The organism is Algoriphagus sp. UBA3586 (genome assembly GCF_002376385.1).
GTDB lineage: Bacteria > Bacteroidota > Bacteroidia > Cytophagales > Cyclobacteriaceae > Algoriphagus > Algoriphagus ornithinivorans.
Genome location: NZ_DFMT01000036.1, coordinates 7,757 through 29,993, shown reverse-complemented (window position 1 = coordinate 29,993; position 22,237 = coordinate 7,757). Strand labels below are relative to the sequence as shown.

Annotated in this window: 20 protein-coding genes and 1 pseudogene; 17 read left to right on the top strand and 4 right to left on the bottom strand. The window is 41.4% G+C overall.

Going from position 1 to position 22,237, the window contains the following annotated elements; translation table 11 throughout:
• Positions 1–181: 181 nt before the first annotated feature.
• The 4 genes from B2906_RS13660 (at position 182) to B2906_RS13645 (ending at position 4,806) form a co-directional block, all read left to right on the top strand.
• Positions 182–529, top strand: a complete 348-nt coding sequence (locus B2906_RS13660) for a hypothetical protein (protein ID WP_219956365.1) — start codon at positions 182–184, stop codon at positions 527–529.
• Between the two features lie 194 nt (positions 530–723).
• On the top strand, positions 724–3,621 hold the full coding sequence (locus B2906_RS13655; RefSeq protein WP_219956364.1) for an HsdM family class I SAM-dependent methyltransferase: 2,898 nt from the start codon (positions 724–726) through the stop codon (positions 3,619–3,621).
• Positions 3,590–4,228 (top strand): hypothetical protein, encoded by a 639-nt coding sequence (locus B2906_RS13650; RefSeq protein ID WP_286940448.1) that lies wholly within the window; start codon positions 3,590–3,592, stop codon positions 4,226–4,228. Before B2906_RS13655 ends, B2906_RS13650 begins: the two co-directional genes overlap by 32 nt.
• 11 nt (positions 4,229–4,239) lie before the next feature.
• Positions 4,240–4,806 carry a hypothetical protein gene (locus tag B2906_RS13645; RefSeq protein WP_219956362.1) on the top strand — a complete coding sequence of 189 codons (567 nt, stop codon included), beginning with the start codon at positions 4,240–4,242 and terminating at the stop codon, positions 4,804–4,806.
• Between the two features lie 158 nt (positions 4,807–4,964).
• Here the strand turns inward: B2906_RS13645 and B2906_RS13640 are convergent, their stop codons facing one another.
• Positions 4,965–5,198, bottom strand: a complete 234-nt coding sequence (locus tag B2906_RS13640) for a helix-turn-helix domain-containing protein (RefSeq protein ID WP_219956361.1) — start codon at positions 5,196–5,198, stop codon at positions 4,965–4,967.
• Between the two features lie 842 nt (positions 5,199–6,040).
• Between B2906_RS13640 and B2906_RS13635 the strand changes: the two genes are divergently transcribed.
• The 3 genes from B2906_RS13635 to B2906_RS13625 are packed head-to-tail and all read left to right on the top strand — an operon-like array spanning position 6,041 to position 12,603.
• Positions 6,041–7,987, top strand: coding sequence for a TlpA family protein disulfide reductase (locus tag B2906_RS13635; RefSeq protein WP_219956360.1), 1,947 nt, complete (start codon positions 6,041–6,043; stop codon positions 7,985–7,987).
• Positions 7,984–11,205 carry a SusC/RagA family TonB-linked outer membrane protein gene (locus B2906_RS13630; protein ID WP_219956359.1) on the top strand — a complete coding sequence of 1,074 codons (3,222 nt, stop codon included), beginning with the start codon at positions 7,984–7,986 and terminating at the stop codon, positions 11,203–11,205. The genes B2906_RS13635 and B2906_RS13630 overlap by 4 nt, the downstream gene beginning before the upstream one ends.
• Before the next feature lie 36 nt (positions 11,206–11,241).
• Positions 11,242–12,603, top strand: coding sequence for a RagB/SusD family nutrient uptake outer membrane protein (locus B2906_RS13625; RefSeq protein ID WP_219956358.1), 1,362 nt, complete (start codon positions 11,242–11,244; stop codon positions 12,601–12,603).
• A 115-nt stretch (positions 12,604–12,718) separates the two neighbouring features.
• Here the strand turns inward: B2906_RS13625 and B2906_RS13620 are convergent, their stop codons facing one another.
• Both B2906_RS13620 and B2906_RS13615 read right to left on the bottom strand, forming a co-directional pair.
• A complete protein-coding gene (locus B2906_RS13620) occupies positions 12,719–12,970 on the bottom strand; it encodes a hypothetical protein (protein WP_219956357.1) in 252 nt (83 codons plus the stop codon).
• A 1,537-nt stretch (positions 12,971–14,507) separates the two neighbouring features.
• Positions 14,508–14,945: a MauE/DoxX family redox-associated membrane protein gene (locus tag B2906_RS13615; protein WP_286940416.1), complete on the bottom strand. Its 438-nt coding sequence runs from the start codon at positions 14,943–14,945 to the stop codon at positions 14,508–14,510.
• A gap of 292 nt (positions 14,946–15,237) precedes the next feature.
• Here B2906_RS13615 and B2906_RS13610 point away from each other — a divergent pair, with 292 nt between their 5' ends.
• The 10 genes from B2906_RS13610 to B2906_RS13565 all read left to right on the top strand — a co-directional run bounded on the left by B2906_RS13610 (position 15,238) and on the right by B2906_RS13565 (position 21,162).
• A complete protein-coding gene (locus tag B2906_RS13610; protein WP_286940414.1) occupies positions 15,238–15,825 on the top strand; it encodes a Crp/Fnr family transcriptional regulator in 588 nt (195 codons plus the stop codon).
• Positions 15,822–16,718, top strand: a complete 897-nt coding sequence (locus B2906_RS13605) for a terpene synthase family protein (protein ID WP_219959186.1) — start codon at positions 15,822–15,824, stop codon at positions 16,716–16,718. The genes B2906_RS13610 and B2906_RS13605 overlap by 4 nt, the downstream gene beginning before the upstream one ends.
• Positions 16,719–16,729: 11 nt before the next feature.
• Complete coding sequence (locus B2906_RS13600; protein ID WP_286940411.1) at positions 16,730–16,924, top strand: hypothetical protein; 195 nt, start codon at positions 16,730–16,732, stop codon at positions 16,922–16,924.
• 342 nt (positions 16,925–17,266) lie between these two features.
• Positions 17,267–17,911 (top strand): DUF6266 family protein, encoded by a 645-nt coding sequence (locus B2906_RS13595; RefSeq protein ID WP_219959184.1) that lies wholly within the window; start codon positions 17,267–17,269, stop codon positions 17,909–17,911.
• A gap of 124 nt (positions 17,912–18,035) precedes the next feature.
• Positions 18,036–18,785: a hypothetical protein gene (locus tag B2906_RS13590; RefSeq protein WP_219959183.1), complete on the top strand. Its 750-nt coding sequence runs from the start codon at positions 18,036–18,038 to the stop codon at positions 18,783–18,785.
• Positions 18,785–19,213, top strand: a complete 429-nt coding sequence (locus tag B2906_RS13585; RefSeq protein ID WP_219959182.1) for a hypothetical protein — start codon at positions 18,785–18,787, stop codon at positions 19,211–19,213. The genes B2906_RS13590 and B2906_RS13585 overlap by 1 nt, the downstream gene beginning before the upstream one ends.
• Positions 19,189–19,416 (top strand): hypothetical protein, encoded by a 228-nt coding sequence (locus B2906_RS13580; protein WP_219959181.1) that lies wholly within the window; start codon positions 19,189–19,191, stop codon positions 19,414–19,416. The genes B2906_RS13585 and B2906_RS13580 overlap by 25 nt, the downstream gene beginning before the upstream one ends.
• Positions 19,417–19,450: 34 nt before the next feature.
• The gene (locus B2906_RS13575; protein WP_219958101.1) at positions 19,451–19,702 is read left to right on the top strand and encodes a hypothetical protein; all 252 of its coding nucleotides are present in this window, start codon (positions 19,451–19,453) and stop codon (positions 19,700–19,702) included.
• Between the two features lie 47 nt (positions 19,703–19,749).
• Positions 19,750–20,463: a peptidoglycan recognition protein family protein gene (locus B2906_RS13570; protein ID WP_286940396.1), complete on the top strand. Its 714-nt coding sequence runs from the start codon at positions 19,750–19,752 to the stop codon at positions 20,461–20,463.
• A gap of 417 nt (positions 20,464–20,880) precedes the next feature.
• Complete coding sequence (locus tag B2906_RS13565; protein WP_219959362.1) at positions 20,881–21,162, top strand: hypothetical protein; 282 nt, start codon at positions 20,881–20,883, stop codon at positions 21,160–21,162.
• 554 nt (positions 21,163–21,716) lie between these two features.
• Here the strand turns inward: B2906_RS13565 and B2906_RS13560 are convergent.
• Positions 21,717–22,237: pseudogene (locus tag B2906_RS13560) on the bottom strand (IS30 family transposase); the annotation flags it as partial.

Sequence of the window (22,237 nt, the reverse complement as noted above, 5' to 3'; positions counted from 1 at the left end):
TTTTACCGAAAATCCAAAATGAAAGCCGAAATTATTAGGAGGAACAGAAGATTACCCACCTTGGTTTATCGAAGATTTTTTTCGTCTAGCTCGCCCTTCGATCGCTCGAATTATTAAAAAAGCAAATGTTCAAATTCGTGAAACTAAAAATCACTTTTCTATAACTGAATCTACTGGGGTTTTGATTTTTGTAAATGACGGATTCACTGGACTTCCAGTAGATATTGTTGCAGCACTTTGCGGAGATATTTTAACTCAATCTTATAGTTCAATAGATTATTTTCTTTACCTAACAGTCAATAGATATGTCGAAATCGTAGATTCTAATAAACCAAAATTACTTTGGGTGCCTTCATATAGCTCTAGAGCCAATGATTCCTTGGTTGATTTCATTGATGATTTGGGAAGAAAATGGTTTGATTTTCTAGAAAAAGAAATCGGTCCTTTTAATTCACGTACTGAAACAGGTGCTCGAGATGTTCTAATAAATTCGAAAGCAATTATACTTCCGAAGGAAGAAAAAAAATAAAGTAACAGAATACAAAGTATCCAGCTTGACAAAGTCTTAAGGAAAGATATGACAATAATTGAAAATAATTTTTGACTTCTGATGTCAAAACTCTGTATCTGCATCATTTTTGAGAGTAAGGTTATTTTTTAGAGTAGTTTGGGAGGTATAAAATTCTATTTTTGCCTATTAACTGAGTGTAAATGATGGAAAAAATGTTTCGTAAATTCCTAAATAATTTGGGTTTCTCTCAAGATGAAATTCATAAGGGGTTGAAAAACAGTCAGTTTGAGTATTCGATCCATCAAGACAAACTTTCGGTAAAATATGTCATTGTATCAGGTGAGTCTGATATTTACGATTCTCATAAACGTCTATGGAATAAGAATCTGGATCCTGTGTTCGTCGCAGTTTCTGAGAAAAAAACCTATTTAATCAACGCAAAGGAAAAGCCTGATAAAGAAAAGCCTCTTAAGAAATCCATATGCATAGAAAGTTTCGATTATGGACTCAATTCAAAAGGATACGAGAATATAGATGATCTTGTATTTTCGAAATCAGCTATCGATGCGGCTTATTTTTTTGAATATGTATGTAAACACCGGAGGAAGAATAATAGAACTGTTGACAAGGATCTTCTTTTAAACTTACTGGAATTAAAAAGTGATTTGGTCAAAAATGGAAATGATCAAATCATACATTTACTGATTCTTAGGTGCTTATTTATTAAGTATTTGGAGGATAGAGGGATTTTCAATGAAAATTATTTGTTGGATGTTCTGGAAAGTAGAGATCCGCAACAACTAATCGCTGCTTTTGAAAAAGTGGCGAGGATTAATGGGGATATTTTCAAATACGATGCAGAGTTTGATGGTTCACAAATTGAAACTGTTTACCTACATAAACTTTCTTTATTTTTTAAGACTGATTATAAGTCTGGACAATTTTCGCTTTTCCCTTATCAGTTTGATAATATTCCTATACAGCTAATAAGCCATGTTTACGAAGCATTTTTGAAAAGTAGTACCAAGAAAGGGGACGGTATATATTACACCCCTGATTTTCTGGTAGATTTTATGCTTTCGCAATCATTTGACGAAAAGCTCAAAAATAACCCAAAATCGACTATTTTGGATCCTGCGGTAGGGTCGGGCGCATTTCTCGTCCAGGCCTTTCAGATGATTCAAAAATCTTATGGTCGCGGGTTGGACTATGAAGAAAAAAAGAGAATACTTCAGACACAGCTTTTTGGTATCGATATAGATCGGAATGCCTTACAAATTGCAGCATTTAGCCTTTACTTAGCTCTTCTTGAAGAGGAGTCTTCCGATTTTATCAGAGAGAAAATTGAGCAGGAGAATCCAATTCTTCCAAGCTTAATTGGAGAGACTTTGATTGCTGGAAATACTATATTGGAAGACCTGTTTACGGATAAAGTTTTTGATTGCATCGCCTCTAATCCGCCTTGGGGTTCTGTCCCCATCGGATCCTCTGATCCAAAAGTTAACCAAGTATATCTTCAGGAAAGAGCGGCAATTGATAATAAATCTGGTGAATACCCAGAATATAGTTATGTGGCGGATTATGAAAGATCTCAGGCATTTATCACGAGGGTATCAAAGTGGGGGGGGCTTAATACTGTATATGTCATGGTAGTTAAGAACTCTATTTTCTTAAATGACAAGACACTAGATTTCCGAAAGGACATATTAGAGAAATATCAGATTAAGACCTTTTACGAGCTTTCCCATTACAATGAAATTCTGTTCAAAAAATCAGTAATTGGGAATGTCCAAGGGCAGCAGGTCGAGGTGGGTGCAAGCGAACCCTGCGTTGTTCTTATTTTCAGGAATAAAACTACAGAGGATAATACACTACGATATATTTCACCAAAGCTTACGGAATTCGCAAGACATTTTGAATTGATACATTATACAAGCTCTGATCTTTTTGAACTGAAGCAGGCTGAATTTATTGAGTATGATTCGCTTTGGAAGGTTCTAGTCAATTCGGATTTAGAGGCACATGATTTAATCGTAAATAAGCTTCTAAAACAAAAAAAATTAAAGGTTGATGCAAGAAGAGGATTACAACCCAAAGGGGAAATGAAGCCTAAAGGTGCTCCCATTTGGAAACAAATTATTACACCACAAGATTTTGTACAATATCAAATCATAAGTGACTTAGAATTATTTAATTGGAACCAGGACCTTCATAGGGCTAGAGAAGAGTCTGTATTTAGGGGGGAGAGAATCGTGTTTCCAATTGGTCCAACTAAGCAAGATGGATACCTACTGCGAGGTCTTTTCTTAAAAGAAGAAGTCCTCTTCAAGGACAATATGATTTCCATAAAACTTAGTGATTGTAATGATAATATTGGGAATTACTCACCTCAACTTGGAGTATTTAATTCACAACTAATAGGATTTATTATTTATCAACTATCTGTTCAATGGGGAAAAGGTAAAACTTGGGTAAATCTGAGAAATGAAGATATTGAGAATTTGCCATTTAAAGTAATAGGAGATACTAAAGTTGCAGATGAAATGACGCAGCTTGTGCACAGAATACAGAATAAAAAAACCAAAGGAAGTGATTTTGAAAGTGAAATTCTTCATCTCAATGAATTGGTTTTTGACCTATACGGTTTATTAGAATATGAAAAGGAAATCATTCGGGAGTTTTACGAAGTCCGCGTCAATAGAGCAGGCAAGAATGATCTTACAGTCTTACCATCTGATATCAATGCATATTGGATAGCTTTTAAAGATGCTTACTCACTATTATTGTCAAAAAATAAAACCATCAATGCAAGCTACCATATTTCTAAAAACCTAGGGGTGGTCATCTGCATTTCTATTACTGATAAAGAGAATGAGACTGAACTTCTGAAAAACCCTCAACTATCCATTGTGAATTTTGTAAAAGGCCAACAATTGGCTATTACCGATTCCATTAGAATTCTGTTTGAAGAAAAGGTTAAAATTTACGATAAAGAACAAGGCAAGTTTTATATCATTAAAAGTAATCAATTCAAAGACTGGACGATAAGACAGGCTATGAAAGATGCCAAAGAGGAAATTGAGGCGTTCATTAATTATTTGCCAGCCTAAGAGTTCTAGCCAAGCTGAGTTTATCGCTAACAATCTTTCCAATCTAGGATACACCTCTAAACAGGAAATAATTGAAAAACTATATTTATTCTCTCTCATTGGGGCATATGATCGAATCGATAAGACGATTAGTACAGAGAATGATATTAGGGATAGGTTTTGCGATGACCTTTTTAATAATGAAAAATCCCCTTTAAGAAAATGGCTTCAAATTAAAGTTATTTACCTTAACTGGGAAAATTGGAGCTTTGCCGGCGATGGAACTAAAGTACGTTCTGACTTCTCGTTTAAATTTTCAGGAATGGAATTTATTGTTGAGTGCAAAAGATTGAAGAGCGCAGATAACGCATATATTAATGACGGGCTGAACCGCTTTATTACTTTACAATATGCAGAAGGGGATGAAATAGCTGGAATGATTGGATTTGTTATCTCAGGAGATCAAGCCACTATTAGCATTGCTTTACAAAGTAAGATTCAGGCCTTAGCTCATACCCTCTCGATCAATCCTTCAACTTCAACTTCATTTTTCAACTCCTTCCACCAAAGATCTGATACTTCGATTATAGGGCTGTATCATATGTTTTTTGATTTTAAAGTCCATTAAAAAAAGTAGGTATGAGTGAGAACAGAGATATGACGTTAAGACAAGTTTTACTTCAAAATTTTTCTATTGCAGAAACGGAAATGTATTTAGGATATCTCCTTAATCATGAGGAAATAGAATTTATTAAAATGACAGCCACAGAAGTATTAAAAAATATGCCTCAAACAGCGTTCAATTGTACGAAAATATCTGCTATTTGGGCAGCCATTATTCAAGATAACTCTACTATACCTGTGGCCGTTATTTGTGGTGATTTACAATTTATGGATAGAAAAGTTTTCGTTTGTAATGGCCCCCTTCCTGATCCAGAATTGGGTAACTTTGAAGACTTGATGTGGAATGGACATTGTTGGCTAGAATTTGGAGGCTTAATTGCAGATGCTTCATTTTTTCGAACAATTTATTTTGGTGATGTTCCAACCCAATTAAGAGCCAAAGTAATTGAAAAATTTGGAGAAGGGCGCGGTTCATTAATTGGGAATTCTCATCTTTTGAAAATGTATGACCTTACTTATTCACCTAAGTATTGTTTGAATAATCGTCAAGTTGATGCGATAATTAATGGAATAGAGAGATAAATAATTTACGTTTTATCTTTTCCAACAACCCTCTTCCCCTCCTCACTAATCACACACCTCTACTCTAGACTTTTTCGTACGCTAAGATTTATTGACCATTAATTAATCCTCCAGGGTTTAAATTTTGAAAAAAAATATTTCGGCGTATTAAATAAATACTATAGGGGGTTCTCAGGTATAAAATCCTTCGGAGAACATTGGAGTTCTTTTGCCAGTGTATTGAGATGATTGAGGTTATATTTACTTGCGCTATTTGGACTCTCTATTTGACCAATAAATCCTTCTGTTACTCCAAGTATAGCTGCTATATCCCTTTGTCCAAGTTCCCGATATTCTCGGAATTCTTTAACTTTTTGAATAACAGCTAATTCGAATTTTGATTTTTTTGCCATCAGTTCTTGCAAATACCAAAATCTCTTGTACTTTTACGCTTAGTTATTGCTAAGCAAATTTCTGTGTTATAACAGTTTTTTGTTTATTCGTGATTCTTTACTTGGAGTAATATCCATATGAGCATCGCACTTGACGTCTCGATACCGAAACCTAGGAAATTTCGAAGAACACGGGATAGTAAGTGGATTGCTCACGCCATTGGCGTGGGCTCTTCTTATCCGTGTTCGAGGTCTATCCTAGGTACCTGGTATCGGTAGGTTGAGTTCCACGCCTCCTTTTTTGGCATGGTCTCAACTTGGACATAGTTATAACCCAAGTATCATGGAACAGACCTTGATTTTTTCTGGATTGACTTATTTCCCGGGAAGGAATTTTCGGAAGAGATCTTTGTCTCAGCCTTTTGTTTCTTGGTTCATGAAATTATTCATTCAGGGAATCAGCCCATTGGATCGGCTCTTTCCCCGTAAACCCAAACAGCCTATTTAATCCTATTTTTTCTCCCTGATTGCGCCCAAAAGGACTTTGTATTCTCCGGCGGGCCTATCCACACGAATCGGGGAGTGACGATACTGTCGACTGTCGACTGCCGACCGTCGACTGAAAGATAAGCCTTCCGCTGCAGAGGATTTTCGCTTATCACATTTAATCAATTTCTAATCAAGACCGACCAGTCCTAAAGACATATGGGAGTTGGAATGGGAGAGCTATATCCTATAAAGAATTTGTTGGTTACCATCAACTTGCTGTTTAGGCATTTCAGCTTTCAGAATTCTAATTTCTGATTTTCCCTTCCGTCTCCGTGCTTCCGTCTCCGGTCTTCGGTCTTCCAACTCTTTTGAGCATGAAAAAAAATCTATACACATGCTTCCTGGTCCCGATAGCTATCGGGATGCTATGCCTTGTCGGGAGGTACCTAGTGGCATCGGATAAAGTTGCCGATTCACCCGGTGCAGATTTTCCTCATAGGTCTGTGCCCTATCGGGGCGGGGATTCCCGCTCCGAATTTACCCAACCAGATATAGTTGGTTTAGTTGAACGCGACCCTGATTCGGGTGCAGGGGAGGAGGGAGTGATCCTCCAGCCCGCCCCGCTCAGGGTTTTTTCAGCTCATCAGAATCAAAAAGCATCCCCGAAAAAAGCCAGGGCGCTAAGCCCAGAACCCAATTTCCTTCCATTTGATTTCTTGCCAGGTGCATCCTCTCTGGAACTGGACGGAGGACCGCTACCCTTACAAATAGATGGGCAAAAGGATACTTCCTCGCCTGATGCAGTCATCTGGGGGAGGCTCACCGAGTATGGTAGCAGGGATCAAATTCGACTCCAGATTTATCCGGAGTACTTTTTTGATTCTCCAAAAGCGCCCGGTGCCAACCTCCTTTTTCTCCCTCTGAAACTGGGCAACTTGATGGAAGGAGCCTATCCCAAATCCCGCTCTTTTCAGTACAATTTATCCACGGACAATCAGCCCCAATGGATCTCTTTATCCTTGGGTGAATCGGTTCCTTTTATCCACCGCTTCCGAATAGATCCCGGAGATACCGTCCAGGTTTTTCTTAACCTGGAATCCAATTCCCTGGTTTTTGCAGGTCCTTCTGCACTGAAATTTCGACTGCAACAGGAATTAAACAGGCTGGAGGAAGAATTTCAGGTAAGGACTCCACCGATACTTTGGACCGAAAATCCCGATCTGGTCTTGGCCGACTCTACCTACGCCGCCCAATACCGGGAGGCTCAATCCACTGCGGGTCCCTTATTGACGTTTCAGGCACGAAACCGGCAAGTTCTGGATGAATTGGCCAGCCGAAATTTGTATCAATCCGATGAATTGATAGCCCAATCCTGGAAACTCATTGACTCCTATAAGGATCAGCTCCCAATAGGGCTTTTGGATTTCTTTAAAATGGAGGTGGAACTCCGGGAATGGAAAAAACACCTACTCAGCATCAACAGCCATCTATTGTATGCCAATCGTGAAAAAGACAGCACGGAATTCCAGGCAGCGGTAGTTCGATTGGCCCAGAATCAGCTCCAAAAATTACAGCCTGTCTTGGAGAAGCCCATGAGCCCCCATTCGGCCGAAATGATGGATCTATTGGAGGTGCAATCCAGAATCAAAGCAGGTGTCGCCCAACAAAGTAGGTATCTCCATGATCCGATTGAGGATCCCTATTGGAACAGCAAATTACTCGTCCGATTATTTTACCAGAGTTACGAACAAATCCCCAATGCCACCCAATACCTGAGCGAACAGCTTGGAATGCTGGAGGACTCAGCATACAAAGACTGGCTGGAAGTCCTACTCGAATTAAAGGGGACAGGTAAAAAGGTCTCCGGTTTTGAGTTTTTTGACAAAAACGGCACCATCAAAACCCTGGAGGAAATCGCAGAAGGGGATCTGATTCTGCTTGAATTTTGGATTACCGGATGCAAGGCCTGTTTGGCTTTTAATGAAAATACACTCACCGCTGTCAAGGAAGAATTTGGAATGGATTCCCGAATTCAGGTAATCACTGTTTCGGCAGATTTTACCGAGGCGCTTTGGTTATCCAGTCTGGAATCAGGCAAATACACCCAGGAAGAGTTTACCAATCTCTATACCGGATCTCTCAACCGAAAACACCCCTTCCTCCTCCAATACGGAATAAGTTCTTTTCCCAACCGGATTTTACTGGATGGAAAGGGGAGAATCATTCAGGCCTCCCAAGTTCCTTTTTTGGCTGAAGAGCTGATTCCACTGTTGAAAAAACATCTCAATAATTCCCCATCCAAACCCCAATCCATCTTATGAAAAAGTTTCTATTTACTTGGCTGGTCGGAGCATTTTTGATCCTGCAAGGACCGGCATTCGCACAGGAAATAATTCGGGGAACCGTCCTCGACCAATCCACCATGGAACCCCTCCCTGGGGCTACAGTTCGAGTGGAAGGAGCGCAAAACCTGGAAATTACCGATGAAAATGGGCAATTTTCCCTTACCCTTTCCGAAGGTAACTACCAGTTGACCGTTAGTTTTATCGGTTTTGGAACGCAAACCGTCGACTTATCTATTCCACTTAAAGAAGAAATCCGGATTGTCCTTGTACCTAGTGATATGGAGCTTCAGGGGGTGGAGGTAGTCGCTACCGGCTATCAAGAATTGCCCAAGGAGCGGGTGACGGGCTCCTTTGTTTCAGTCGATGAAGAATTATTAAACCGTAGTGTAAGCCCGGATATCCTTTCCCGCCTTGAAAATGTGACTTCAGGCCTATTGATCAATCCCAGAGCAGGAGTGGAGGACAGAATTTCCATCAGGGGCAAGAGTACCTTTTTTGCCAATTCTCAGCCCTTGATCGTAGTGGACAATTTTCCTTATGATGGACCCTTGGAAAATATCAATCCAAATGATGTGGAGCAGGTGACCGTGCTTCGGGATGCCGCTGCGGCCTCCATCTGGGGAGCTCGTGCGGGGAATGGAGTAATCGTCATAACCACCAAAAATGGGCGATATAATCAGCCGCTAAAGGTTTCATTCAATGCCAATACCCGGCTTTTCGAAAAGCCGGATGCCTTCTATGCCCAAAACATGAGTCCGGCGGACTTTCTGGAAGTAGAAGAGCTGCTCTATTCCCGAAATTTTTACAACAGCGCTCTCAATTCCCGAAATCAGGATGCCATTACTCCGGGGGTTGAGTTGTTTCATGCCCTGAAAAACGGAGAAATCACACAGGAGGAAGCAGATCGCCAATTGGCGTTTCTTCGTGCTCAGGATCTGAGGCAGGATATCAATCGTTATATCTATCAGCCTCAGCTGGACCAACAGTATGCTTTGCAAGTATCCGGAGGGGACCAAAGACAACGCTACGGGATTTCCCTGGGCTACGACCAAAGCCGGGAAAACATTCAGGGGAACGACAGGCATAGAATCACTTTTAAGGGAAACCAAGAATTTAAATTTTGGAAAGAGCGGTTGACCTTTTCCAATCAGATTGCTTTGATCAGAAATAAAGCGACAACCCGTAATCAAGGGCTGAATGGGTTGATTTTTACGGGATTGACCGAAACTTATCCCTATGCTCGATTGGCAGATGCGCAGGGGAATCCCCTCCCCGTAGTCAGAAACTTCAGGCAGCGCTTTGTTCAGGAAGCAGCGCAACAGGGATTGTTAAATTGGGAATATTTCCCTTTAAAAGATATCGGAGAGTCAGTCAATTCCACGACTTCCAATGAATTTCGCTGGACCAGTGCACTGATTTTTCAGCCCCTAAAAAGCCTGAGTGTGGAGCTCAGCTACCAATATTGGGCAAATAATCAGCTTGGCGAGAACTTCAACAGCCCGGAGAGCTATTTTTCCAGAAATCTCATCAATACCTATACCCAAATCCGGGAAGACGGTTCCTTGGTTTACCCGGTTCCTTTAGGTGCAATTTTAAACCGAAACTCCAATGAAGGGGAAAGCCATCAGTTTCGAAGTTTGATCCGATATTCCCTGAAGACCGGTAATCACCAACTCAATGTTCTAGGGGGATTCGAAGCAAAGGACTATCAGTTGAATTCCTATTCGACCAGGTATTACGGATACAGTCCCCAATTAGCCAGCACGATTCCGGTGGATTACCTTAATCCCTATCCTTTTTTCTATAATCCATCCCTTTCACAGGTGATTCCCTTTGGTTCTGGATTGGGAGATCTGACAGACCGTTTTCTTTCCTATTATGGAAATGCCGGATATACATTCGACAATAAAGTTGATTTGACTGCCAGTTTCAGAAAGGATCAGTCAAACCTTTTTGGGGTAAGGGCCAATCAACGCGGAGTTCCTCTCTATTCCCTGGGCCTGGGCTGGACGATCAGCGAAATGGATTTCTTCAAGTGGGACCAGCTTCCTTTCTTAAAAATCAGATCATCCTATGGGTACAACGGGAATATTGACAAAACATTAACTGGTGAGACTACAGCCTTGTTTTTGACCAGTTCTTTCTTCGGGTTTAATCCGGGGCTTCCTTATGCACGGATACTCAATCCACCATATCCCGACTTAAGTTGGGAAAGAATAGAAATTGTAAATCTTGGATTGGACTTTGAAAGCAAAAATGCAAGACTTTCTGGTTCTGTAGAATACTACATCAAAAATGGGGTGGATTTAATTGCAGACACACAGCTTCCCCCGTCCAGTGGTTTGGAATCATTTCGGGGAAATTCAGCCAATACTAGGGGTACTGGCTGGGATATTATTTTGAATTCTGTCAATGTACAACGAAGCTTGACCTGGTCTTCCCAGCTACTTTTCAGTACCAATCGGGAAACAGTTACCCGGTATCTTTTGGAAGAGCCTATTTCAAGTGTGCTATCCAATGGCGGGGTCGGTTTTGGAAGGGTCTATCCGGTAGAGGGTTATCCCTTATACGCGATGTTTAGCTACCCTTGGGCGGGGCTTAATCCGGATAACGGAAACCCACAGGGATTTTTAGACGGCAGTCCATCCGAGGATTTTACGGCTATAATCCGGGAATCCGGAATCAATGATTTAGTATTTCATGGTTCTGCCCGGCCTACAGTTTTTGGGGCATTGAGAAATACCTTTGCCTGGAAAGGCTTGTCACTCTCTTTCAATATCTCCTATAAACTGGGCTATTACTACAGGAGAAATTCTGTGCTTTACAATTCCCTACTTCGTGGAAATCCCGGACATGCTGATTATGCTCTTCGTTGGCAAAATCCTGGAGATGAACAGATAACAAACGTTCCATCTATTCCCGGCAACCCCAACCTGAATAGAGATAATCTATACCGGTTTTCCGAGGTTTTGGTGGAAAAAGGGGACCATATCCGATTCCAGGATATCAATGTGACCTATCGCTTTGCTGATTTTCCGGGTGGAAAAAAGCGCATGCTCTCCAATCTGGAAATCTATTCCTATATCAACAACCTAGGTATCCTTTGGAAAGCATCCGATGATCCTTTGGATCCCGAATTTAGGAACCTCAATCCCATGCGCTCCTTTTCCTTGGGCCTTCGGGGAACATTTTAAGCCATTACCCAGCGAAAAACATTTAAAAACTTTGTTATGAAAAACTCTGTCAAAAATAAAATTTGGTTAATTGCAATCCCACTGCTTATGGCTTGTTCAGGATTTTTGGAGGAACGACCCAATAAGGGCATTCTGATCCCTACTACAGAAGCGGATATCCGGGCTTTGCTGGACAATGATAGCGAGCTTAATTTGGTACCGGGATTTGGACTGCTTTCTTCTGACGATCTGGTGATCACAGATGGGGGTTGGGCCTCTTTAAGAACTGAGGAAGAACAAAATGCCTATTTATGGAGGGAAGAAATCTGGCCGACTACAGGAGCTGCAGATTGGTCAAGGATTTATCGGGTCATTTTTATTGCCAATGTGGTCTTGGATCAAATTGAAAAACTACCGGAAACCCAAGAGCTGACTAAAATGAGAGCAGAAGCCCTATTTCACCGGGCACATGCGCATTTTATGCTAGCACAACTATTTTCCCCCGCCTATTTCCAAGGACTTAATGATCAAGAACCCGGCATTCCTCTTCGATTGAATTCTGAAATATTGGAGCGATCCCCACGAGTTTCACTTCAGAGCTATTATTCCCAAGTACTACACGATTTGGATCAAGCTTTCATTTCTTTGCCACTTCTTGATCCGATTAAAACAAGGCCTTCCCAATTGGCGGTAAAAGCCCTTCTGGCAAGGATTTACCTGACCATTGGAAATTATGAAATGGCGGAGGAGGCAGCTGATTGGGTAATCAATCGTCAAGAAGTTAGCTTGATTTCCTATGCCAATCTCAATCCTAATGCAGCCTATCCTTTTGAGAAATACAATGATGAGGTGATATTCCATACGGTATTGATCTCAGCGGGATTTTCCGGGGTATCTAACATTCAGGTTTGGGTCAACCCTGAATTGATGGAAAAATACCGAGAGGGGGATTTGAGAAAAACCTTATATACCCAGCTTAGACCCAACGGAGGATACACCTTTAAAGGACAATATTCCGGAAATTTTTCCCGGTTCGGGGGGCTGGCACTGGATGAGATCCAACTTATTAAAGCAGAATGCCTTGCAAGAAGAAACCAAACTGGAGAGGCATTAGGCCTAATGAACCAATTCCTGGAGACAAGATATTTAGCCGATCAGTACGAGCCCAAGGATGAAAATAATTCGATGGAAATTCTAAAGTGGATAGTAGAAGAAAAAAGAAAGAGTTTGGTATATCGGGGGCTGAACTGGATAGATCTCAGGAGGTTAAATGCCGAGCCGGAATTTCAACGTGTTTTAACCCGTGAAATCAACGGTGAAACAGTGATTTTGAATCCGCTTTCCAAGAAATATGTACTTCCTATCCCAGAAAATGAGTTGGCCTTAAATCCAATACCTCAAACAGACAGAAGAGATTAATTAATTCTGGGATGACAGGAATTGCTTGAGGTGAATCCTTCATTTAAAAAAATAGGAGCAAGCTCCATCCGTAAAAATCTCAAAGCAATTGGGGAGGCCTGGCCTCCCCGTCCTCTCATCTTAAATCGATGAAAGTACCTTGTTGTACCACATTTCCATTGGGAGCATCATATAGACAATCCCCGGTTTGGTCACAAATATAATCGACACCAGGCTCTAAGCTGGTGACATCGATAAACTGCCCTGGATTCTCAGGATCTTCAGCAAAGACCTGCATGGGCTGTGGATTGGCGAAATTCATCGCCATGGCTAAAGTTGCCCCCAGCACCAAAGCCAGTGCGGGAAGCAGTTTTGCTAGTTTATTCATTGTATTGGACCCTTTTTTAACGCATCAAAAAGGGACAAACCGTTTTGGTTGTTTGCCTACTCTAACAAGGGTTTTCGGCATCTCCCTGGAGGAGGTTCACCGGACACCAATCAGTCTCTTAGCCCTGACTGTCAAGAGAAATGAGCCTCCTTTTTTTAAATTCTTTTACCTCATTTTTTGCAGCCTTACTTGCAGGTTTTCAGGCTGCCGGGCCAGCCTCCACAGCTGGCCCTCTTTTTCCTTTAACCTTTGAGGTTTTCCAAACCTCGAAGGTTTTGGTAATTGGAAAAGAAACTTAAAAATGAATGCTGAAAATCAGGGTAGCCATTTGGCGTAATGGGAGAAATAATTCATTCAAAATGAGCCATTTGGCGGGTTTTTAACAAAAAAATTGAGTTTGAGTCTTGGAAAACCCTCCAAGGGTTTCCAATCCCTTGGAGGCTTATTGGGTTGGGAAGGTTTTTAAAAAACACCCAATTTGGATTTCGTCTTCTTCCGCCACGGCGGACAGGTTTTTGCTGGCATGGTGATATTGTATCCAGACAAAGCCCTTTGCTCCTCGGATCCATGACAGGAGTCGGGAGCAATTCCGAGGTCTTATCGTAGGATTTGTAATCCGAAGAAATCTTTAGGAGTTTGCCATAAATTGAAGTATGAACATAATTTTTATTGACCCGCCAACTCATTAAATCCTCTGGATGGTTGATAAAGGTTTTTGGTTCCATCTTGCTGGCATTGAGTCATCGTTTTCAAATGTAGCGATTGCGCCAGCGCTGGGTTGGTTACCGTTCCTATTTATACCCTGGGCTGCACCCAGGGCTAATAAATTACGCTCCTTTGGAGCTTTTGATACGAATACGATCAGAGGCCTATCTTGCCGAAGGCATTTCTTCCTTATATCTTGAAAATTATCTTTTAAATATTTCGCCGCAGGCGTATTTCTAAGCTCCTTGGATCCACGACAGGAGTCGGGAGCAATTCCGAGGTCTTATCGTAGGATTTGTAATCCGAAGAAATCTTTAGGAGTTTGCCATGATTTGGGGTATGGACATAATTTATATTGACCCGCCAATTCAATAAATCCTATGGATGGTTGATAAAGGTTTTTGGTTCCATCTTGCTGGCATTGAGTCATCGTTTTCAAATGTAGCGATTGCGCCAGCGCTGGGGATGGTTGGTGACTTTATTTCCAGGGGTTAAAACCCCTGCCTGTCCGCCGTGGCGGGGCTATTGAAAAGTTAAAGCCTTTCAGGCTTTGAGTACCATCGAGCTTTAAGTTAAGTTAAGTCGCTTAGCGACGATTGGTCTCCTAGCCCCACCACGGTGGGCGGGCAGAGATTTCAATCTCTGGAAATTAAACTTATCTTCTTACAGGCGTATTTCTACCTTCTTCCATACCTACGGCATGGAGAGAATATTTTAAATCTTTTTTCTACCGAGCTAAAATCCCTACGGGATAAATATTTCGCCGTAAACGAAGTAACTAATAACCAATAACTAGTTCCTTGATTACCCAATTACCCAATTACACAAATACTCATTCTTCTAAGGGTTCGAGTCCCTCCATCCGCAAACCAATCACCGAGATTAGAATCAAAAAGGAATTAAAAATTAGGTGCTCAAGCCAACCCATGGATTCTAGAAATCCGGCACAACTACAGGGTACCCTGGGAAAAGCTCCCACCCAAATCAAGCCAACATAGGTAGTAAATACCGAGAGCACCAAAGCACTCGCCAATAATCCCCACCATCGGCTTGATACAAGTACCAACATCCCTGCCAAGATTAATTCGATCGATGGTACCACCCACACCAAAACCTCCTCCAGTTCATTGGGCATTGGTTGATTGAGCATGGCCTTTCTGGTGCTTTCCAAATTGAGTAACTTCTCAAGTCCGGTATAGGTCCATACAATAACCAAGACAATCAGGATTCCCAACCTGACCGGTCCAAAATTCAAATCAACTTTTTTCATGCTGTAAGTATTTATGACAGTAAAAGTCAAGTCAATCAAACTTACAATTTAGAACTGGTTGAAAACCAAGTCATTTGGCGCATTTCGAAAAAAAGTATGTTAAAAACGCGCCATTTGGCGTGTTTTTAACAAAAAAATATCCGCCTAAACCAAAACCATTAGGATTTTTTAGTTTTCAAACTTTATTTTTCAGCATAAACTTTAGTCATACACCGAAATAAACTGCAAGGAATCGGGTATGTACAGCCTGATTAACACTTTTATTGTCTCACTTTTTTAACCCCTTAATGCTGTGGAAACATACATTAAACAGATGAAGGAAGACTACGATAGTATTCTTCCTGTTTCAGAAGATCTGTATCGGTCCATCTCCCTTTTTCTGGATTTGAAAAGAAGAAAAAGAGGTGAGGTTTTGAAACCTTCTGGTTCAGTGGAAACGCTCAGCCGATATATCTGCGAGGGATATGTCGGAATCTATTATCCTCAAAAAGAAGAGTTGCATCTCCGCTATGTCTTAAGCCCGACGGATACGGTCTTCGATATGCATTCCTATCTATCTGAGGAAAAATCCTTAGTTGAAATCAGGGCATTGACGGATATCCTGTTTTTTGAATTCCCCAAAGAAGCTGAAATTCAAGTGGTCAGCCAATTCCCCGAATTTGCTCAACTGGGTATTTTGATTAATCACAGAATCCAGCAAAGGCTGGATCGGCAGAATGCCATTCTGAGAATGGATTTTAAAGAGGGATATCCTGCCTTCCTACAATCCCATCCCGGTATAGAGTTTTATCTTAAAAATTGGGATTGGGCCAGTTTGTTTCAATGCAGCCTGAGAACAGTCAGCAGAGTGCTGAATAGTCGGAAAGGAGGGGGATCATGAATAACAGTTTGATCAGCTTTCCCGCTGCCCTGAGTGTTTCAGTTAGAGAATTGGATCACTCAGCTTTAAAATGGGCTTGGTCTCAGCATCTTTTTGACAGTCCGGCTTTTGTTGAGCAGTATAGACTATATAAGATCAACTGGTTTGCTTCTTACTTATATCCCGAGATGGATCCTGAAAAACTGGAATTGCTCAGCCGGTTTTTCTTATGTCTTTTTTTGATTGATGATTACATGGATCAAGTGTCCCTGAAGGAGGCAGCTTGCTTGGTTTCAGGTTTGAAGCGTAAACCGAACCCTCTTAATAACGGGGTATTTGAGACTTTGATCAAAGAAACCTTACACCTCAAAAAGCTTATTGGATTCCATTACAACAGTTCCTGGAAGGAGGATTTTGAAAGCCATTGGTTTGATTACCTGGAGGGTTTGGACTGGGAGTTGGCCATAAAAATCGGAGGTGTATTTCCTGAAATCAGAGACTATCAGTTGATGCGACCTCACAGTTCAGGAGTTTTTCTCGCCTTGATGGTGCTATCCGAGGAGGAAGTTCCCGCATCCTGCAGAAAAGCTAGAATAGAGCAGGATGTAGCCAGGTTTATCTGTCTTTCCAATGATTTGGCCTCTCTTGAAAAGGAAAGGAAGCAAAACGACCCCATCAATGAACTCCTGATTCGGGAGCAATTTCAGGATTCTGAATCTGTAAGAAATATGGTATTTCGGGAACTGGAACGATTGGGAAAGCGAATCAGAGAAGAAGGATTGTTACTTCAAAAAGAATCCGCTGTTGAATGGCTTTGGGTGGAAAAAGTCTGGTTACTCCTTGGAGGCTGCCAAGCTTGGTCTTTCGAAAATATGCGCTACAGTAAGGGACTGAATGGGATAATTCGCTTTTGAAAGGAGGAATTATGTTTAAGAAAAGATGTGTCATATATCCTAAAGATATACAGCTGATTACTGGAAGAAGTGAACGCTACGGACATTCTCTATTAAATAAAATCCGAAAGTTTTACAGCAAAAAATCCCATCAGTATGTCACTCTGGATGAGTTTTCGGAATTCTCCGGAATTCCATTGGAGGAAGTTGAAAAATATATTGGCTGATAAAAATTGATGGTTGGCGGTTTATAAGGATCAATATTTTGTCAGGCCTTTCCAAGGAGCATGCTTTTCAACAGAAAGGATAACCTGAGATTGAACATTGAACCATCCCACTTTCAATTACTCACATACTCAATTTCTCAATTACTCTATTACTCACTTTAAAAATAACTAACAAATAAAATCTAAAGGGAGGATACTCCATGCTTTCTTCGGCTCATCTTCGGCTCATTGACGGCTTTTCTTTGACTTACAAATTAATTCAAGCCGAGTTTGAGTGGGTATCGATACCAATTAAACCCGAAGCGCATATGCATCATCCTGCCTTTTTTAAACTTCTATCTTATGGCAAAATCAATAGAATTTCCTTTTGGGAAGATTTCCGGGAAGCTCGGAAATGTGGTTTTTTATGAAAGAAACGGCAAAGTCTGTGTAAGGAAAAGACCGGGAAAAATAAGTGGCGAGCCTTCTCCCAAACAACTCTACCATAGGGAGGCTTTTTCAAAAATCAATTCCTTTTTGCGACCGATTCGGACTGAACTGGAGTTTGGGTTTTTCAGGCCGGATAGCGATAAATCCAAGCGATTTGCCCAGGCTGTTTCACTGGGGCTTAAACGAGCTGTTTTTCCAGAGGAAGGAATCCCAGTCTTAAAACCTGAAAAGGTATTGATAAGTACAGGTGACCTTACGGAGCCGAAGGGACTTAGCCTGACTTGGATTGCAGACAATAAACTCAGTATCCATTGGCGGCCAAATCAATTTGAGGGATTGGCCAAAGAAGGAGACCAATTGTTTTACCTGGCCTATGATCCGGTGGAGAAAAGGAAATGGTCCATTTTGGAAGGGGCTTCCAGAAAAACCGGATTTCAGGAAGTTGAATTCCCGTGGACGGGTCCTCTTCAGGGGCAGTTTTATCATTATTTTGCCTTCCATAAAAATAAGCGAAAATCAAGAGAGTTTTCCAATTCAGTCTGTTTTGGAATATTCTGAATTTTAGGAAAAAAAATAGCTTTTTAAGCTCATTACGCATTATCCGCATCAACCGCACATTCGATTGAAAGCCGGAATTCCTTCCCGGATCTTAGCCTCATGTTTAACCTAAACCCATTTTACTATGGCAAAACAAACAGGAGTAATTACGCTGGAAGGTAGAGTCGGGAGGCTTTCCTTCTACAAGACCAAAGATGGCTACTTGGCCCGCGAAAAAGGAGGAGTCAGCAAATCCAGGATTCTGAATGATCCCCGGTTTGCAAGAACCCGGGAGAATATGCGGGAGTTTGCCGACAATGCCAAATCTTCCAAACTGATGCGGGATGCCTTGAGACCGGTGATCTCGCAGATAGGCGACAAGCGACTCAATCAGAGACTGACCCAGGCCTTGATGAGAGTGCTCAAATCCGATCAGCTCAATGTTCGGGGAGACCGAAGAGTCAAAGACGGGGAATGGGATCTGCTGAAGGATCTGGAACTGAACGCAGGCTCTTCTCTGAGTAGCACGCTTTTCTTTGAGCTGCAATTCGATGAAACTGGTACCAGCTGGGAAGTTCAGTTGCCTGCCTTTGTGCCCAGAGATATGATTGCGATTCCGAATGGAGCGACGCATTTCAAGATTTCTGCTACAGGAGTGGGGGTGGATTTTGATCAGAACTCCCGAACACTCTCCGGGGCAAGCAGTCCTGTTCAATCCGTTTTGGATCCGGCTATGGCTCAGACTCTGAGTGTGGACAAAAGCCAGTTGGAAGGGTCTCATTTCGCCTATTTGATCTCTGTGGAATTTATCCAGATTGTAAACGGGGTGGAATATGCCATCAACAACGGAGCGCACAATGCAGCTAAAATTATCTCTCTGAGCAAGTCTTCCTGATGAGATTGCTTTTGGTTAGAAAGTACACTCCCCGGGGTAGCCTGGGGAGGCTTTTCCTGGGTCAGAGACAGCTATGCTTTATCAGGGAGGCTCCCAAAGCCTGTTTTGGTTCCGGGTCTTCCTGCTTGGAGGAAGGGATCTATGAACTGGAGCCCCTTCACAGTGAAGCAAGCGGCTGGCAAATACGGGTAGGGGATAAGGGCATGATTTTATCCAAGGGGGCTGATCAGTTGCCGGGGACTTTTGAACTCTGTCCGGTCAGCTGTTACCGAGCAGATGGCACTCCATTGTTCACCAAACTGGCCTTTCAAAAATTATTTGATGAGCTGGGAGAATATTGGGGAAGAGGAGAGATCCTCCAATTGCAGATAGAATCCAAACCCATTCCCTATTCACTGGAAAAATGTCAGATACCATCCTGTTACTGACCATTACCGGGGCGATCATATCGGTTTTGCTGTCTGTGATCGCTTATTTTCTCAAGTTTCTGTTTCAGGACTTTAGAAAACTGCAAGAGGATTTTCTGGAGATCAAAGCCAGACAGGAGAGTCTGAGAGCTGAGATTGACAGAATCTCCGAGGTGTTGCTTTTGCTCAAAAAGCAGCTGATGCGGAAAGCTCGACTTTCTTAAAAACAGATAATTAAACAATACAAATACTAATCACATGGGAATACTATCAGAAATCAAGCAGAGGGCTTTGGCCCCCACACCACCCTTCTTTAAAAAACTGAAAAGAATAGGGTTGGTAATAGCCGCTGTAGGCACGGCGGTTTTGACAGCTCCAGGTTCTGTTCCTGCCGCTTTACTGCTATGGGCAGGGCATGCTGTGACAGCCGGAACCATCCTGGTGACCATCACTCAACTGACGGTTGATGAAAATCAGCCGGAAGATGGGGATGCATCACTGACTTATTGATCATCAAGCTGGGCGGGTTTCCTGCCCGGCTTTTTTTGAAATAACAGATGAGAGGGTTGAGAAGCGAGATGCGAGAAGCGAGAGACGAGAAGCGAGAGACGAGATGCGAGATGCTAGAGACTAGAGACGAGATGCGAGAGACTAGAAGCGAGAAGGGAGAAGCGAGAAGGGAGAAGCGAGAGACGAGAGACGAAAAAGCAGACCATTCAATTACTCAATTAATCAGTTACTCAATTACTCAATCATACAAATACACAATCACAATGATTTCAAAAATCCGATATATCAAACACCTTGTTATCCATTGTTCTGCGGGATATGCAGGCAGAGATGGAATCGAAAGATTTTGGAAAGAGAGACTAAAATGGAAAGTTCCGGGCTATCATTTTTTGATTGAGGTGGATGGCTTAATTCATCAATTGCTCTCATTAGACCAGGTCAGTAATGGAGTCAGGGGTTACAATCAGCACGCCATTCATATTTGTTATGTGGGTGGAGTACATCCTAACAATGTTCATTTGGCTATGGATACTCGTACTGAGCAACAGCAAGCGGGTATTCTAAACTGTATCTTTCAATCCCTAGAATGGGCCAAACAGTTTCAGGATATTTCAGCCATCAAGATTTTAGGCCATCGGGACTTTTCGCCGGACAAAAACGGAAATGGAATCATAGAACCTTGGGAACGAATCAAAGAATGCCCCTCCTTTGAAGCGATTTTAGAGTATCAGTGGATTATGAAGAGGGGGAATAGTATTTAAGGCTTTTTGACTCCATCTAGATTCCTAACACCAAAGTAGAAGAGTTAAATCAAACCATTAAAGGCCGAGAAACCTTGACTGAAAATCAACTTGAAAATAAAAAAAAGACCTAAGCGGGAAAGAGATTCCTAGTGGACAAAAGATGTCAGAAAAACAGAAAGGTTTAACGGGTCAAAAGGAAGTGAAGCCAACAAAATCCAGGTCCAAAACAATTTGATGAATTTGTTTTCGTTTTGATGAAACCTCTTACCGAGAGGTGTTTTTGGACTGAATCCGGCCTTGCTCAAGTAAGGTCGGATTTTTCTCTACAAATACACAGCAGGAGCTTGCGTTAATTTGGAAAACGCAAAATTTCAGAAAATTTATTATTACCTGAAATTGATTTGGAAACTTCAGAATCCTTTATTCTTATGTATAATGATGGAATTCTTCTGGAGGTATAAGAGGGGAGGGGCTTATACAGGTCTGGTAATTTTTCACCCTAAATCAACTTTTATTCAGGCAAGGCCAGGATGGATTTATGATAGTCAGTATAAAGAAGTTGAGATCTTTATTCCTGATAGGTTAACAGGATCTACTCAGATGATTTTGGCCAATAAAAAAGGCGAAGGTATCTTCATTTCCATTCCCCTTGGATATTGTAGAAGTGGATCAGGATTCCATGAAAATAGTTTTGGCTTTAAAATCAGGAGAGTATGAACTTGTAGTAACAAGTGGTATAAACTCTTACTTGTTTGATTATCAAGTGAATTAAAGCAGAGGTGGATATTCTTTAACTTTAGATTGCCTTCAAAGAAACAGACCTTACTCAATGCAATTTTAATTTCTCTTAATAAAAAAATGAATGATAAGACTTTGTGCATTACCACATTACCTTTGTTTTATTTGCAGGATGAGAACTGATCTGAAAGTTATTTGTTTCAGCTTGAGGGGAAGTGAAAAGCCAAAAAAATATACAAGAAGTTAATATCTAAGTAGGGAAAGATAGGCTTGTTTCTGCTGAAAAAGTAAAGAAATATTTCGTAATAACCTTATTATTGACTTTAACGTCCTTTCAACGATCCTGTTTTTTTGAGACCCTTACTAATGATCTTGACTTTGACTAATGGAAAATGTTCTTAGAATTTCAAAATAGCCCCATAAAGTTTAATAACTTTTTAATAATCTAATCCTCTGTTTATATTGCTTTTCAAGATTTAATCCATACTATTCTAAGCAGTCACAAAGGTTGAATTCCTAAATACTTTGTTTATTAATTTGAATTTATCCCTGATTCGATGGTTGGTGAAGGCTTTGTCATTATCGAACGTGATTGACTTAAAAAATGAGGAGCCAATTCGTTCGATTCTTCTGGTTATTTTTTGTTCAATGACATCGGCGTTCTTACCCTCTAACTTTTCCAACGTGGTGATCAGAGTAACCCTGTCTACCAGTACCAGAAGTGCGGATTGATGGTTTTTACCCATCATCAGATCAACTTCAATATCACCGATCCGCTGTCTCAGCTCCACAACGGAAGGCCTTTTTTCAATAGAGACTCTCTCTTTTATCAGTCCTCTGGAATCCCTGTAATTCCCTCTTTTACGGTTTCTTTTGCCGTGTCTGAGGTGTTTGTATAATCCTCTATCCTTCCTGAACTGCCTATGGTTAATTTTTTTACCAGCCAGATCCATTGGTAGAGGGTCTCATGGGACACTACCGGTTGGCCATTGACTCTCTACCTGGCGGCAATCAGTGCCGGACTCAGTTTTTCATCTTCCAGCCAGATTCTGCT

Coding starts and splice junctions, on each gene's coding strand:
- B2906_RS13655 (WP_219956364.1), top strand. CDS start 724: ATGTTTCGTAAATTCCTAAATAATTTGGGTTTCTCTCAAGATGAAATT.
- B2906_RS13645 (WP_219956362.1), top strand. CDS start 4,240: ATGAGTGAGAACAGAGATATGACGTTAAGACAAGTTTTACTTCAAAAT.
- B2906_RS13640 (WP_219956361.1), bottom strand. CDS start 5,198: ATGGCAAAAAAATCAAAATTCGAATTAGCTGTTATTCAAAAAGTTAAA.
- B2906_RS13635 (WP_219956360.1), top strand. CDS start 6,041: ATGAAAAAAAATCTATACACATGCTTCCTGGTCCCGATAGCTATCGGG.
- B2906_RS13630 (WP_219956359.1), top strand. CDS start 7,984: ATGAAAAAGTTTCTATTTACTTGGCTGGTCGGAGCATTTTTGATCCTG.
- B2906_RS13625 (WP_219956358.1), top strand. CDS start 11,242: ATGAAAAACTCTGTCAAAAATAAAATTTGGTTAATTGCAATCCCACTG.
- B2906_RS13620 (WP_219956357.1), bottom strand. CDS start 12,970: ATGAATAAACTAGCAAAACTGCTTCCCGCACTGGCTTTGGTGCTGGGG.
- B2906_RS13615 (WP_286940416.1), bottom strand. CDS start 14,945: ATGAAAAAAGTTGATTTGAATTTTGGACCGGTCAGGTTGGGAATCCTG.
- B2906_RS13605 (WP_219959186.1), top strand. CDS start 15,822: ATGAATAACAGTTTGATCAGCTTTCCCGCTGCCCTGAGTGTTTCAGTT.
- B2906_RS13600 (WP_286940411.1), top strand. CDS start 16,730: ATGTTTAAGAAAAGATGTGTCATATATCCTAAAGATATACAGCTGATT.
- B2906_RS13595 (WP_219959184.1), top strand. CDS start 17,267: ATGGCAAAATCAATAGAATTTCCTTTTGGGAAGATTTCCGGGAAGCTC.
- B2906_RS13590 (WP_219959183.1), top strand. CDS start 18,036: ATGGCAAAACAAACAGGAGTAATTACGCTGGAAGGTAGAGTCGGGAGG.
- B2906_RS13585 (WP_219959182.1), top strand. CDS start 18,785: ATGAGATTGCTTTTGGTTAGAAAGTACACTCCCCGGGGTAGCCTGGGG.
- B2906_RS13580 (WP_219959181.1), top strand. CDS start 19,189: ATGTCAGATACCATCCTGTTACTGACCATTACCGGGGCGATCATATCG.
- B2906_RS13575 (WP_219958101.1), top strand. CDS start 19,451: ATGGGAATACTATCAGAAATCAAGCAGAGGGCTTTGGCCCCCACACCA.
- B2906_RS13570 (WP_286940396.1), top strand. CDS start 19,750: ATGAGAGGGTTGAGAAGCGAGATGCGAGAAGCGAGAGACGAGAAGCGA.
- B2906_RS13565 (WP_219959362.1), top strand. CDS start 20,881: ATGATGGAATTCTTCTGGAGGTATAAGAGGGGAGGGGCTTATACAGGT.